The organism is Stenotrophomonas sp. PFBMAA-4 (assembly GCF_030053215.1).
GTDB lineage: Bacteria > Pseudomonadota > Gammaproteobacteria > Xanthomonadales > Xanthomonadaceae > Stenotrophomonas.
In genome coordinates this window covers 73,511-87,339 of sequence record NZ_JASGBW010000002.1, presented here as the reverse complement: position 1 = coordinate 87,339, position 13,829 = coordinate 73,511, and the positions used below count along the sequence as shown (strand labels likewise).

The following is a 13,829-nucleotide window of genomic DNA, read 5'->3' as shown; positions in this document are numbered from 1 at the left end:
GAACGCCGGGCATGGCCCGGCGCTACCTGTGCCGATGAGCGCGCGCGCGATCTTCCATCTGTTCCTGCATGCCGCCGTGCCAGCCCTGCTGGCATGGCTGTTCTGGCGCAAGCGTTTCGCGTCCGTCTGGCTGCTGTTGCTGCTGGGCTGGATCATCGACCTGGACCACCTGCTGGCCGACCCGATCTACGCGCCCAACCGCTGCAGCATCGGCTTCCACCCGCTGCACACTGCACCGGCCATCGCCGTGTATGCGGGCCTGTGCGTGCCGAAGAAGACGCGGCTGGTGGGCATCGGGTTGATGATCCACATCGCGCTGGATGCCATCGACTGCTGGTGGATGCACCACCGCTGAGCGCTGTAGCGCCGAGCCCATGCTCGGCTGCCGTTCGCGGTCCACTGTAGAGCCGAGCCGATGCTCGGCTGCAGCGGAGCCAGCCGAGCATGGGCTCGGCTCTACAGCAGCGTTACGGCGCCGCCAACGGCAGCTCCAGCCGCGCACGCAATCCGGGGTTCTCGTTGGACAGGCGCAGCGAGCCACCGTGGCTGGCCGCGATCTCTGCGGCGATCGCCAAGCCCAGGCCGCTGCCTTCCACCCGCTCGTCAAGGCGCACGCCGCGCTGCAGGACGCTCTCCAGCTTGGCCTTGTCCAGGCCGGGGCCGTCGTCGCGCACTTCGATGTGCAGCCGGTCGTTCTGCGCCAGCGCACGCAGGCGCACTTCGCCCTGGGCCCACTTGCCGGCGTTGTCCAGCAGGTTGCCCAGCATTTCCTCCAGGTCGGTGACGGCGCCGGCAAAGGCGATACCGCGCGGCACATCCATCTGGAAGCGGATGCGGCGGCCGCCATGCACGCGGGTCATCAAGCGGCACAGGGCTTCGGCGGCCGGGGCCACCTCGCTGCTTTGCCGATGGTCGACGGCCAGGCCCGCGGCCAGGTAGCGGTCGATGCTGGCACGCATGCGCGCGCCCTGTTCGTGCAGGGTGCGGCGCCAGTCGCGGCCTTCGCCCTGGGCTTCGGCGGCCAGCACGCTCAGCGGGGTCTTCAGGGCATGGGCCAGGTCTTCGGCGCTGCTGCGTGCACGCGCCACCATGCGCTGGTGGTGGTCGAGCAGGGCATCGAGCTCATCGGCCAGCGGCGCGATCTCGCGGTCCAGCTGGCGGCGGTCGATGCGCTCTGCCTCGCCACGGCGGATGCGTTCGATCTGCTGGCCCAGCCCACGCAGCGGGCGCAGGCCGAAATGGACCTGGCTGGCCAGCACCGCCAGCCACGCCGCCACCAGGATGCCCAGCGCCAGCGCACTGCGGTTGCGGAAAGCGGCGACATCGGCGTCCAGCGCCTGCCGGTCATGCGCTACCAGGGCGACGTACGCCTGCGTGGCACGCGGCAGGCGCACCTGCTGCACGCGCGCGCGCAGCGACTGCTGCATCGGCCCGGACAGGTCACGCTCGGCCGGGCCCGCAACGGTGGCGGGCAGGGTCTGGTCCCACAGCGATCGCGACTGCAGCAGCACCTTGCCGTGGCTGTCGGCGATCTGCCAGTACACACCGGAAAACACCCGCTGGAAGCGCGCGTCGTTCGGCTCCTGGCGCAAGCGCAGCTGCCCGTCCGGATCGATCTCGGCCTGCGCCAGCAGGGTCAGCATGTCCTGCTGCAACTCGCCATCCAGGCGGTCGCGCGCGCTGCGCTTGAACAGCTCGCCCAGCAGGACGCCGGCCAGCACCGAGACCAGCACCAGGCCGATACCGGCCACCAGCAGCAGCCGCCGGCGCAGCGAAGGTTGCCGCGCGCTCATGCTTCGGCCAGCCGCCAACCCTGGCCACGCACGGTATGGATGAGGTCCACGCCCAGCTTGCGGCGCACGCGCCCCAGCAGTACGTCCAGCGCGTTTGAATCGGGGTCGTAGCCGCTTTCGAAGATCTGCTCGCCCAGACGGTCGCGGCTGATCACGCTGCCGGCGTGGTGGATGAAATAACTCAACAGTCGGAACTCCTGCGGGCTCAGCGCCAATGCCTGCCCGTCCATTTCAAAGCGGCCGGCATTGACGTCCAGCTGCAGCGGGCCGCACTGCAGGCGGGGGCTGGCGTGGCCATGGCTGCGGCGGATCAGGGCGCGCAGGCGCAGCACCAGTTCATCGGCCTGGAAAGGCTTGGTGAGGTAGTCGTCGGCGCCGGCATCGAAACCGGCCAGCTTGTCGTGCCAGCGCCCGCGGGCGGTCAGCACCAGCACCGGGAAACTGCGGCCGTTGCCGCGCCAGCGTTCAATCACGCTCAGGCCATCCAGCCCGGGCAGGCCGAGGTCGACGATGGCGGCCTGCAGGTCCTCGATCTGGCCGATCTCTTCGGCCTGGCGGCCATCGGCCACGGCCTGCACCACGTAACCGGCCTGTTCCAGCAGCGGCTGCAGGCGTTGGGCCAGCGCCACATCGTCTTCGGCCAGCAGGATGCGCATCAGTCGTCCAGTTCCGTCTTCAGCAGCCTGCCGTTACGCGCATCATAGTCCAGCTCCACCACCACGCCGTCGGCGCGCAGGATTTCCACCTCGTACACGCCATCGTCCAGTTCCACTTCCAGCAGCTGGCCAGGGTGGCGCGTGAGTGCATCGCGCACCACGCCTTCCAGCGCGACATAGCGGCCCTGCTGCACGGCCCGGCGCGCGACATCCTGCGCCGGGTCCTTGGCAGGCTGGGCGGCGGTCGTGGGGCTGGCCAGGGCCAGCAGCAGGGGCAGGGCGAAAGGAAGCAGCACGGTCGGTTGCGACAATACAGGGAGGAGGGCGCGAGTGTGCTGGTGTGTCCTAACCATTGGCTAACAGGGCTGGCTAAGGGGCTGTTAGCCAGGCCGGGCATCGTGGCGGTGCCGGGATGGTCCGGCACCGAACAGGAGAACCCCCATGTTGAAGTCGCTCACCCTCGCCACCGTCATCGCCCTGGCCTTCGCCCCGGCCGTGCAGGCGGCACCGCTGGGCATGGCCCAGGTCGAACAGACCCTGCGCAAGGCCGGTTACACGCAGATCCATGAGATCGAGCGTGATGATGGCCTGTGGGAGGCGGATGTCAGCCGTGCCGATGGCCGCTTCAGCGAGGTCTATGTCGACCCGAAGACCGGCGAGATTTTCGACGAGCACGATGGCCGCGCGCTGCTGGGCACCGAGCAGGTGCTGGCCAAGGCACAGGCCCAGGGCCTGCGTGAGATCCATTCACTGGAACGCGATGGCGCGACCTGGTCGCTGGAAGCGCGCAACGCCCGCAACCAGCGCGTGGAGGTGCGCCTGAGCGGATACGACGGGCGGATCCTGCACAGCGAGCGTGATGGCTGGCTGGATTGACGTCGGTACCGGCCGGCGAATTGTGCAGCCGAGCATGGGCTCGGCTCTACAGAGGCAGACGTAGCGCCGGGCCATGCCCGGCGTGCGCAGCGGGAGCTGCTTACCAGCCGTACGGCGGCGGGTAATCCCAGTAACCCGGGCCGCCGCGGCCATAGAAGCCACCGCCATATGGGCCGAAGCCCGGGCCGTTGCCTTCGCTGACATGGATGTTGAGGTTGACCCCGCGGGTCTTGCCCTCATCGGTGGTGTAGTTCTTGCTGAGGTTCAGCGTGGCGGCGTTGTAGTGCGAGTTGCCGTAGCCCTTGGAGTAGCCGATGCCGGTGGTGAAGCTGCCGGATACCTTCAGCTTGTCGTCGGTGACGTCGGCGATCCTGGCATCGTCGTGCACGCGCGGGCCGCTCTTGTCACCGTAATAGGTGCCGGGCGGGTCCTGCTGCACGGTCGGGTCGTTGAGGTAGCGCATCGGTGCCTGCGGCACGGACAGGTCCAGGCCGTTCGACTGCGGCGCCGTGGCGCCCGCGGCGGACTGGGCAAGGACGGTCCCGGGCAGGCTGGCCAGGCACAGCAGCAGGGTCAGGGGACGGATCATCACGATGCTCCAACAGGCAGGGACCGCGCCACGCGCGGCGGTACAGGCCGACGCTAACAGGCGCAGCTTGAATGATGCCTGTCGCCGGCCCGTAGAGTCGAGCTTGCTCGACTGCCCGTAATCCAGTCGAGCAAGCTCGACTCTACGGCAAGCGGTCGAACCCGAAAAGATCCTGCAGCGGGTGCCGCCGCCGCTCGATCCGTGCCCGCAGCAGCCCCGCACCGATCATCGAATAGGTGATGCCGTTGCCGCCGTAGGCCATGGCCAGGTGAACGCGCGGCCCCCACTGCGCGTGCGGACCGAAGAACGGCAGGCCGTCGGCGGTCTCGGCGAAGGTGCCGGCCCAGGAAAACGCCGGGGTCGGCTGCAGCTGCGGGAACCAGTGCTGCAGCTGCTTCATCAGCTGCTTCGCCTTGCCCTGCACCCGCCGGTCGCGGCGCGCCGGGATGTCGATGGCATCGTCCAGCCCGCCCACCAGCAGCCGGCCCGCGCCGGTGGCGCGCAGGTACAGGTAGGGGCGCGCACTTTCCCACACCATCGTGCGCTGCAGCGGCCCCAGCACCCCGGCATCGATGGGGTCGGTGATGAAGGCGTAGCTGCTGCGGTTGCGTGCCACCCGCTGGTCGATCCAGCGCTGGTTGGCGTAGCCCATCGCGAGCACGACGTGCCGGGCGCGGATCGTCGCCCCGGCTTCGGTGCGGGCGGTGACGCCGCGCGCGGTGGCGTCCAGGCGGTGCAGCACCGTGCGGTCATGCACATGGCCGCCGCGGCGGCGCACGCGCTTGAGCAGGCCATAGGTGAGGCAATACGGATCGACCCGCGCGGCCTGGCGGGTCAGCAGCGCCCCGCCGGCGTCCACGCCAAAGCGCTGCTGCAGGTCGTCCGGTTCCAGCCAGCGCGCATCCAGCCCGGCCTGCCGGCGTGCGGCGCCCTCGGCCATCAGCACCGGCACGTCGCGGTGGCGGCTGGCCAGGTACAGGCTGTCCATGCGCTGGAAATCGACGTTCTTCAGCCCGCGCGCCACCTCGCCCAGGGCCGGGATGGCATCGGCGCAGGCGCGGTAGGCCAGTTCGGCGGCGTCGGCACCGTACTGGCGGGCCAGGTCCAGCAGGTGGGTGTCGATCTCGTACTGCAGCAGCGCGGTGCTGGCGGCGGTGCTGCCCCAGCCGATGTCGCGCTGCTCGATCAGCGCCACTTCGTGGCCGTGGCCGGACAATTCATCCGCGATCAGCGCGCCGGTGACACCGCCGCCCACCACCAGCACATCGCAGCGCAGGTCCTGCTGCAGCGGCGGGAAGGCCTGGATCAGCCCGTTGCTTACGGCCCACCACGGGTAGCCGCTCTTCAGGTCCATGGGGGGCTCAGGCAGTGGGGTGGCCGGTATGCGGGGTGTGGATCAGTTCGGACAGATCGAAGCCCTGCTGCTGCGCGGTGGCCAGATAATGGTCGCGCACGGTGGCATCCAGCTGCGGTTCGCGGGCCAGCAGCCACAGGTACCTGCGATCCGGGCTGCCGACCAGGGCGACGCTGTAGTCCGGGGCCACCTGCACCACCCAGTAGTCGCCCTTGGTGAAGGGCAGCCAGCGCAGGCCCTTGGGCAGGAAGCTCACGGCCAGGCGGGCGCTGTCATTGTCCACCGGGCAGGCTTCGCCGATGGCTTCCTCCACCTCGCCGTCCATGCGGCAGCGGTTGTGCACCTGCACGTTGCCGTTGTCGAGCAGCTGGTAGTGGGCGGACACATCGGTGCAGCCGTCCGGCTCGTGGCGCATGGGCAGGCGTGCGATCTCGTACCAGGTGCCCAGGTAGCGGGGCAGCTTGAGGTCGGCGACGGTCTTCAGCGGCGGGTGGTCGGTCATGGACAGGCGGGGCGGTACGCGTTGGGAACGGACCCCCACCATGCCGCCGGGCTCGCCATGGGCAGGTGAAACCGGGGCGAGCGCCACGTCCAGAACATTGCGTCGCCCGCGCGGCGTGCCAGTGCCCGCCGGTGCGGCGCTATGCTTGCGCCAGCGCCGCGTTTTTTCCCATACCCGCGAAGTGGAGGTGCCGATGTACCAGGTGATCCTGTTGAAGAGTGAAACCGCGTTTGCCCGCGAGCAGTGGCCGCAGGTGGACGATGTGGTCGATTACGAAGGCGTCAGCTACAGCCTGCGCGCCGGCCCGCGGCAGCCGCTGCCGACCGACCACGACTGGCATCCCATCGCGGTGTACGCGCCGGATGAGATCAGCGAAGAAGAATTCCAGGACTGGTACGCGCTGCAGCAGCCCCAGGTGGAAGAGCTGCGGTTGAAGTACTGAGGGCCGGGTAGAGTCGACCGTTGGTCGACTGCTTCTGGCGGGACGCCCTGGAAATCCCGCGCTGCGCGCGGCAGTCGACCAACGGTCGACACTACCTCCGTCGCCGAGGTTCGCAGCGCCCTCCATCCAGCCTTTACCATCCGTGCCGTATAGTCGCGCGCAGGCGCGGTGGTCCGCGCGAACCGGTGTGGCTGGCTTGCTTTCCTTCTTCCGAACGATCCTGGGGCGTGGCCCTTCGCTGGCGCTGCTGTTGTGTGGCGCGCTGTTGCTGGCCGCGCCGGTGCAGGCCCAGGATGATGACCCGACGCCGAAGCAGCAGCTGGCCCAGTTCGATGCCAGCCTGAAAGAGGTGGATCGCAAGCGCGATGCCGCCGAGGCCACGGAAACGCTGGCGATGCTGTCCGAGACCGCATCGCAGGTGCGCCGCGATGCCGAGGCCCTGGAAAAGAGCCTGCAGCCGCAGCTGGACCAGTTGACCGAGCAGCTGGCCCAGCTGGGCACGGCACCGGAGGGCACCACCGAGCCGCCGGAGCTGGCGACGCAGCGGCGCAACCTGACCCGCCAGCGTGATGCGCTGGCGTCTTCAATCGCGCAGGCAAAAGCCAGCGCCGTGCGTGCCGGCCAGCTGGCGGCCGACATCGAGAAGCAGCGCACCGCGCAGCGCACCGAGGAACTGGGCCAGAAGGTCGATTCGCCGCTGTCGCCGTCGCTGTGGCGCAAGGTCGCCAAGCAGCTTCCGGTGGATATCGCGCGGGTCACGCCGCTGGCCGCGCAGGGCCGTGATGCCCTGGTGGATGCGCTGAACAAGGAAGGCTGGTGGACGCCGCTGCTGGGCCTGCTGGCCGCGCTGGTGATGATGTTCCCGCTGCGCCTGTGGCTGCGCGCGCTGGGCCGGCGCTTCGCCGCCTCCGACCGTGCGCCCGATGGGCGCCTGCGCCGCTCCGGCCTGGCCATGTGGCTGCTGCTGGTCGGCACCCTGCTGCCGGGCTATGCGGTGGTGGTGTTCATCGCGTCGCTCAACGCCATCGGTGGTATCGCGCCGCGCCTGCAGAACGTGGCCGACGGCGTGGTGCAGGCCACCTTCGTGGCGGCCTTCATTGCCGCGCTCAGCGCCTGCCTGCTGGTGCCGACGCGGCCCTCGTGGCGGCTGTTGAACCTGGATGACACCGCCGCGTTGAAGCTGCGCAAGTACGCCTGGGGTGCGGCCGCGCTGGCCTGGTTCAGCACGGTGCTGGTGGCCATCGACCGGGCCACGCGCACCAGCGATGTGACCACCGTGGCGCTGGACGGCGTGATCGCGCTGACCTACCTCGGCCTGATCATGGCCATGCTGGTCACCTTGTCGCGCCTGCACCGCCGCCAGAATGCCGAAGCCGAGGCCAAGCTGGAGGCGCAGGCCGATGGCGTGGGTGCGGCAGTGCCGGTACGTCGCAGCAGCTGGCTGGTGCTGGCGCGCGTCGCCGGCAACCTCGCCGTCACGGCCGCCATCATCGCCAGCCTGCTGGGCTACGTGAACTTCGCCAAGTTCGTCAACGAGCAGTTGATTGGCGGTGCCATCGTGGTGCTGGCGGCGATGCTGCTGTTCAAGTTTGTCGATGACTTCAGCACCTGGCTGCTCAACGCCGACAGCAAGGTCGGGCAGACCATCCTGCTCAGTACCGGCCTGAGTGTTTCGCGGCTGGAGCAGGCCGGCGTGCTGCTGTCGGCGATGCTGCGCGCGCTGGTGGTGCTGATCGCGCTGCTGGCGCTGGCCGCGCCGTTCGGCAACGTCGGCACGATTGTCGAGCGCATCGCCTCGCTGGCCAATGGCATCGAGATCAACAAGAGCCTGACGCTGCAGCCGGGCCGCATCGTGACCGGCGTGCTGGTGCTGCTGGTGGGCGTTGGCCTGACCCAGCTGATGCAGCGCTGGCTGACCGACACCTACCTGCCCAAGACCGAGCTGGACCTGGGCGCGCGCAATTCGATCAGCACCATTGCCGGTTACGTCGGCATCATCCTGGTGGGCCTGTGGGCGCTGACCGCGATGGGCCTGGACATGAAGAACCTGGCCCTGCTGGCCAGTGCGTTGTCGGTGGGCATTGGTTTCGGCCTGCAGGCGATCATCCAGAACTTCGTCTCGGGCCTGATCCTGCTGGCCGAGCGCCCGGTGAAGATCGGCGACTGGGTGAAGCTGGGCGACCAGGAAGGCGACATCCGCCGCATCAACGTGCGTTCGACCGAGATCCAGGTGGGCGACAAGTCGACGCTGATCGTGCCGAACTCGGAGCTGATCACCAAGACCATCCGCAACATGACGATGGGCAACAACCAGGGCCGCATCCAGATCCAGTTCGCGGTGCCGACCAGCACCGATGTGGCGGGGCTGAAACAGGCGCTGCTGGATGCCTATGGCGCACACCAGGCGGTGCTGGCGCAGCCGGCGCCGTCGGTATTCATCGACAGCATTGCCGGCGGCCAGATCACGTTCAACAGTTTCGCTTACGTGGCCAGCCCGAGGCAGGTGTATGGCACGCGCAGCGATCTGTATTTCAGCCTGCTGCAGATACTGGCCGAGCGGGGGATCCCGCTGTCGACCCCGACTGACATCCACCTGGTACGTGATACCCCGCCGGAGTAAAAGGGGGGGTCTTTTTGCAGGGCTTGCAGCCCTGCACCTGCAGAATCAACGTCAACGTCAAAAGCGGGTTTCCTGCGGGATGGCGGACCCACCCCGCCTTCGACAGTTCTCTGCGATCTGTCGGAACGGCGTTCTGCTCTGGTGGGTGCCGACCGTTGGTCGGCACGGGCTGGAATATCAATATCTGACAGATTTCATCCACGCATGGCGTGGACCTACTGGAACGACGCTCTGCTGTGGTGGGTGCCGACCGTTGGTCGGCACGGGGTGGAATATCAATATCTGACAGATTTCATCCACGCATGGCGTGGATCTACTGGGACGGCGTTCTGCTCTGGTGGGTGCCGACCGTTGGTCGGCACGGGGTGGAATATCAATATCTGACAGATTTCATCCACGCATGGCGTGGATCTACTGGGACGGCGTTCTGCTCTGGTGAGTGCCGACGGTTGGTCGGCACGGGCTGGAATATCAATATCTGACAGATTTCATCCACGCATGGCGTGGATCTACTGGGACGGCGTTCTGCTCTGGTGGGTGCCGACGGTTGGTCGGCACGGGGTGGAATATCAATATCTGACAGATTTCATCCACGCATGGCGTGGACCTACTGGAACGGCGTTCTGCTCTGGTGGGTGCCGACCGTTGGTCGGCACGAATGAATTCATTCGATATCTGACAGATGTGCCGACCAACGGTCGGCACCTACCAACAGCCGCGTGAACCTGTCGAAGGTGGGGCGGTGTCGGATTGCGGGGTGTCCGCGGCATGGATGCCGCGGCCAAGCCTACAAGGACGTACTTGCGGCGTCCCCGCAATCCGACACCGCCCCGCCAACCCACGGATACCCCGCTTTTGCTTTTGCCGTTGCATTGAGCAGGTGCAGGGCTGCAAGCCCTGCAATAGAAACACCCTTACCCCCGCGGTCGCCCGCGCGACGGCACCAGCGCAAACGTATCCACCGCCAGCTTTTCGGCATGGTTCAACCATGCCCGGATCTCCAGATCATCCACCTCGTGATCCAGACCAAACGAGACGTTGATCTTGCCGTCCGCATCCGGCTGCACCCACTGCTGCGCCAGCACCACCTTGCGCTGCGACGACACCGCCTCGATCCAGAAACCACGGTCCGGGCGCGTGCTCGCCACCAGTTCCAGCATGTACTGGCCCGCACGGGTGCGGCGGCCCTTCTGGGTGATCATGTGCGCCTGGCGCACGCTCGGGCGCGGGCCCTGGAACGATTCCAGCGGTGCATCCACCGCAATGCCGCCACGCAGGTCGTCATCGCGGAACAGCTTGATGCCGTTGTCGCGGTTCACCAGCAGCGCGCACCAGTCACCATCGGCCGAGCCATCCTCGAACGCGGTACAGCGGTCCACATAGGCCAAGGTGTTGTCCGGGTCGGCGTCGTCGAACTGGCGCGAGGTGTTCTCCAGATACACCGACTTCAGGCCCCAGTCCTTGTCGTACTCCAGCAGCACCGGCGGCTGCACGTGCTGCAGTCCCACCACCACCTGGTCATCACCATCGATCTTCAGCTCGCGGGTGGGTTCGCCCAGCCACAGCGAGCGGGCGAAGGCCAGGTACTGCGGGTAATCGCGGCCACCGTCACGCTGGGTCGCCACGCTGGCACTCGGTGCGCGGTGGGTGTCGATCAGCGAACGGCCAAAGCCCATCGTCTTCAGCTGCGGGTCCAGCAGGCTGAGCAGCGTCGCACCCGAATCGAGGGTGGTGCCGGCGTCGGCCTTCAGCTGCTGCGGGGCAATGCCTTCGCCCAGGAACAGCAGCAGGTTTTCGCGCTTCTGCCTGGTCAGGATGCTGGTGAGGTCGTTGGGCATCGCCAGGTGGTCCGAGGCGATCACGATCAGCGTGTCCTTGCCGTACGGGCTGGCCTGGATGCGCTGCACCAGCTGCGAGATCAGCCGGTCGCTGCACTTCAGTGCGTTGAGCATGTTGATGTTGCCGTAACTGCTCTCATAGCGCTGGCCCTTGCACGCCACGGGCAGGTGGCCGGCCGGGTGGTGGGTGTCCATGGTCAGCGTGGTCAGCATGAACGGCTCGCCCTTGCGCGAGAGCTGTTCAAAGCGCTGGTAGGCCGTGTCCAGCAGCACGTCGTCGTGCACGCCCCACGGCGAGTAATGCACGCGGCCGATCTTCTTCTGCTGCTTGAACCACTCCAGGTCGTGCACTTCATCGAAGCCGTGGCTGGCCAGGAACTGGCCCTTGCCGGCGAAGCGGCCGCTGGCGCCGCCCAGGTAATGGTTGGTGTAGCCCTGCTGCTTCAGGTAATCACCCAGGCACACGGCCTTGGGCAGGAAGCTGCCCATGCGGTCCATGCTGTTCTCATCGCCCTGCGACGTGGTCAGCGGCACGCCACACATCGACGACACCAGGCCGGCGATGGTCCAGCCGCTGCCCTCGGCCGATGCCAGGCCGCGCACGTCCAGCGACTGGGTGGCCAGGCGGTTGATGTTGGGCATCAGGCCCGGGAACACGTTCTCGTCCAGGTAGGTACGTTCCAGGCTTTCGCCATAGATCCAGACGATGTTGCGCGGGCGCTGCAGCGGCTGCGTCGGCACCTGGTATTCGGGGGCGATGCGGGCGAAATCGACCGGGCGCAGCTGCTGGTACAGGCGCTGGCCATCGCGTGCCAGCGGGCTGACCATGATCGTGGCGATCCACACCACCGCGAAGCCCGCAAACCATGCGCCGCCGTGGCCGGGGCGGCGCCAGCGCTTCACCCGCGTGGCGAACAGCGGCAGCAGCGAAACCACGATGAGCGCGATGTAGCCGGCGATATAGCCCTTGAAGTCGGCGATACCCGCGCCTTCCATGTCGGCGCCCAGGTGGTAGAGCGTTGCTGCGTTCAGGCCATCGCCGGACAGCTTGTCGATCAACCACCACGTGCTGAGTGCGAGCAGCAGCAGCGAGAACGTGCTCGCCTTCCACCACACCCACTTATCGGAGGCGAGGAACAACCAGGCCAACAGCAACAGCGACAGCAGCAGGATCCAGAGCATAAGCGGCTTCGGCAGTGACGGGAGGTGGTGATGGACGTCGTACCGACGCGTGTCCATCCGACCGGCGCTGCCGCAAGCACACATCCATGACAGGCCGATGACCCGATAGTGCCTGCACGAACCTGACTGAAATGTTTGTTCGTTACATGAGGTGAAAACGCGCGCTGCAGGTAAAAACAGCGTGAATGCAGCTACGCGATTTCATTAAGAAACGGCGCGATTTCCCGTTTCTTCAACGATGCCCGCGTTCCTCACGCGCACGTGCACGCCGATCAAACAGCAACGCGCTGGTCACGATGCCCAATCCAAGCACGACGCCGATCAGCATCAGGAACAGTGCGATGGCGGGGTAGCCGAACAGGTGCCAGCCGGTTTCCAGCTTCATCATCAACGACGCTGCCATGATGAGCGCTGCACTGATGATGCCGGCCGCCACGCGGTTGGCGATCTTCTGCAGGTTCTCCATCAAGCGCGACTCTTCCAGCCCGGTCACCTTCATCTGCAGGCGGTTCTCGGCCAGCAGCGCCATGATGTCGGTCAGCTTGCGTGGCCCATCGCGCAGCAGCTGCTGCAGCTCCATCGCCTCGCTGGCGAGGTTGGCGGCCGACAGCGATTTCTTCAGGCGCGCGCGCATCACATGCTGCAGCTGTCGCTCGACGATGCGGCGCGTATCCAGGTCCGGTGCCAGCAGGCGGCAGACGGTTTCCAGGTTGAGCAGGGCCTTGCCGACCAGGCTCAGTTCCGGCGGCGTGCGCAGGCCGGACGCGGTGGCGATGCGCACCATGTCCAGCACCACGCGGCCTTCGGAGAAGCTGCCGCTGGCGGCATAGCGCGCGATCAGCTGGCCGGTCTCGCGCAGGTAGCGTTCCTCGTCGAAGGCTTCCAGGCGCGTGCTGATGCTGATCAGGTCGTCAGCCACTTCCTCGCCGCGGCCATCAACGGCGGCGAACAGGATCTTCAGCAGGCGCTCGCGCAGGCGCGGCGGCATGTGCGCGACCATGCCCAGGTCGAAGATCGCCAGGCGCCCGTCGGGGGTCACCCGCAGGTTGCCCGGATGCGGGTCGGCATGGATCTCGCCATGCACGAAGATCTGGTCCAGGTAACCACGGATCAATGCGGCGGCCAGGGGATCCATCGCCTGCTCGGTGCGGCGCACGTCGGGAATCGCATCCACGCGCACGCCGGTGGCCAGCTCCATCGTCAGCACGCGCTGGCTGCAGTAATCCCACAGCGGCTGCGGTACCCACAGGCGCCGGAACGGCTTGAGGTGGCGGCCGAAGCGTGCGAGGTTCTCGGCCTCGGCGTGGTAGTCCAGCTCCTGCATCAGCGTCTTGGCGAATTCGTTGAGCCAGTCGCGCAGGCGCACGCGGCGGCCGACCTGGGTGAGGTGGTCGGCGGCCAGGGCGAAGCTGCGCAGCGCCTCCAGATCCGAGCGCAGCTGTGCGGCGACTTCCGGCTTCTGCACTTTCACCGCCACCTGGCGGCCGTCGTGCAGCACGGCACGATGCACCTGCGCGATCGAGGCACAGCCCAGCGGCTCGGGGTCGAACGAAGCGAACAGCTTGTTCACCCCGGCACCGAGTTCCTGTTCGACGATGGCGTGGATGCGCTCGACCGGAATCGGCGCCACGTTCTCCTGCATGCGTTCCAGCGCGGTGGCGAACTCCGGCGGCACCATGTCCGGGCGCGTGGACAGCATCTGCCCGAGCTTGACGAAGGTCGGTCCCAGCGCTTCCAGATCGCTGACGAACTGCTCCGGGTTGCCGTCGGCCGGCACGTCGGTATGGCTGCCGGCCGCGTCCAGGTTCATGCCGGAAAAAACGCCCGAATGGCGGTAGCGCATCAGCAGGCGCAGGATCTGGCTGCGCCGGTTCATGCCCTTGACCAGCGGGGGATTGGCCGTGGCGGTGGACGGATTGCTCAAGCGGAACTCCTCGGGACGGTGCGCTGCTCTGGTAGCGCCGGGCCATGCCCGGC

At 67.3% G+C, this 13,829-nt stretch carries 12 protein-coding genes; 4 read left to right on the top strand and 8 right to left on the bottom strand.

Translation table 11 applies throughout. The features are described 5' to 3' along the window. The first annotated feature begins 34 nt into the window (after nucleotides 1-34). Nucleotides 35-355 carry a DUF6122 family protein gene (locus QMZ26_RS01725; RefSeq protein WP_283220354.1) on the top strand — a complete coding sequence of 107 codons (321 nt, stop codon included), beginning with the start codon at nucleotides 35-37 and terminating at the stop codon, nucleotides 353-355. Nucleotides 356-467: 112 nt separating this feature from the next. Here QMZ26_RS01725 and QMZ26_RS01720 read toward each other — a convergent pair whose 3' ends face one another. The 3 genes from QMZ26_RS01720 to QMZ26_RS01710 are packed head-to-tail and all read right to left on the bottom strand — an operon-like array spanning nucleotide 468 to nucleotide 2,742. Continuing rightward, a complete protein-coding gene (locus QMZ26_RS01720) occupies nucleotides 468-1,793 on the bottom strand; it encodes an ATP-binding protein (RefSeq protein ID WP_283220353.1) in 1,326 nt (441 codons plus the stop codon). Continuing rightward, nucleotides 1,790-2,449 (bottom strand): response regulator transcription factor, encoded by a 660-nt coding sequence (locus QMZ26_RS01715; RefSeq protein ID WP_283220352.1) that lies wholly within the window; start codon nucleotides 2,447-2,449, stop codon nucleotides 1,790-1,792. The genes QMZ26_RS01720 and QMZ26_RS01715 overlap by 4 nt, the downstream gene beginning before the upstream one ends. Next, nucleotides 2,449-2,742 carry a PepSY domain-containing protein gene (locus QMZ26_RS01710; protein ID WP_079225415.1) on the bottom strand — a complete coding sequence of 98 codons (294 nt, stop codon included), beginning with the start codon at nucleotides 2,740-2,742 and terminating at the stop codon, nucleotides 2,449-2,451. Before QMZ26_RS01710 ends, QMZ26_RS01715 begins: the two co-directional genes overlap by 1 nt. 148 nt (nucleotides 2,743-2,890) lie before the next feature. On the opposite strand from QMZ26_RS01710, the gene QMZ26_RS01705 reads away from it, so the two are divergent. After that, entirely contained in the window at nucleotides 2,891-3,325 is a 435-nt protein-coding gene (locus QMZ26_RS01705) for a PepSY domain-containing protein (protein WP_283220351.1), read from the top strand. 100 nt (nucleotides 3,326-3,425) lie between these two features. On the opposite strand, the gene QMZ26_RS01700 is transcribed toward QMZ26_RS01705, so the two are convergent. The 3 genes from QMZ26_RS01700 to QMZ26_RS01690 form a co-directional block, all read right to left on the bottom strand. After that, the gene (locus QMZ26_RS01700) at nucleotides 3,426-3,914 is read right to left on the bottom strand and encodes a hypothetical protein (RefSeq protein WP_079223958.1); all 489 of its coding nucleotides are present in this window, start codon (nucleotides 3,912-3,914) and stop codon (nucleotides 3,426-3,428) included. A gap of 142 nt (nucleotides 3,915-4,056) precedes the next feature. After that, on the bottom strand, nucleotides 4,057-5,268 hold the full coding sequence (locus tag QMZ26_RS01695; protein WP_283220350.1) for an FAD-dependent oxidoreductase: 1,212 nt from the start codon (nucleotides 5,266-5,268) through the stop codon (nucleotides 4,057-4,059). A 7-nt stretch (nucleotides 5,269-5,275) separates the two neighbouring features. After that, nucleotides 5,276-5,770: a lipocalin family protein gene (locus QMZ26_RS01690; protein ID WP_200731970.1), complete on the bottom strand. Its 495-nt coding sequence runs from the start codon at nucleotides 5,768-5,770 to the stop codon at nucleotides 5,276-5,278. A 193-nt stretch (nucleotides 5,771-5,963) separates the two neighbouring features. On the opposite strand from QMZ26_RS01690, the gene QMZ26_RS01685 reads away from it, so the two are divergent. Further along, on the top strand, nucleotides 5,964-6,212 hold the full coding sequence (locus QMZ26_RS01685) for a hypothetical protein (RefSeq protein ID WP_079223952.1): 249 nt from the start codon (nucleotides 5,964-5,966) through the stop codon (nucleotides 6,210-6,212). Nucleotides 6,213-6,399: 187 nt separating this feature from the next. Further along, the gene (locus QMZ26_RS01680; RefSeq protein ID WP_283220349.1) at nucleotides 6,400-8,832 is read left to right on the top strand and encodes a DUF3772 domain-containing protein; all 2,433 of its coding nucleotides are present in this window, start codon (nucleotides 6,400-6,402) and stop codon (nucleotides 8,830-8,832) included. A gap of 914 nt (nucleotides 8,833-9,746) precedes the next feature. On the opposite strand, the gene QMZ26_RS01675 is transcribed toward QMZ26_RS01680, so the two are convergent. Both QMZ26_RS01675 and QMZ26_RS01670 read right to left on the bottom strand, forming a co-directional pair. Next, a complete protein-coding gene (locus QMZ26_RS01675; RefSeq protein WP_283220348.1) occupies nucleotides 9,747-11,852 on the bottom strand; it encodes a phosphoglycerol transferase I in 2,106 nt (701 codons plus the stop codon). 232 nt (nucleotides 11,853-12,084) lie between these two features. Beyond that, the gene (locus QMZ26_RS01670) at nucleotides 12,085-13,728 is read right to left on the bottom strand and encodes an AarF/UbiB family protein (protein WP_234458342.1); all 1,644 of its coding nucleotides are present in this window, start codon (nucleotides 13,726-13,728) and stop codon (nucleotides 12,085-12,087) included. Nucleotides 13,729-13,829: the final 101 nt, after the last annotated feature.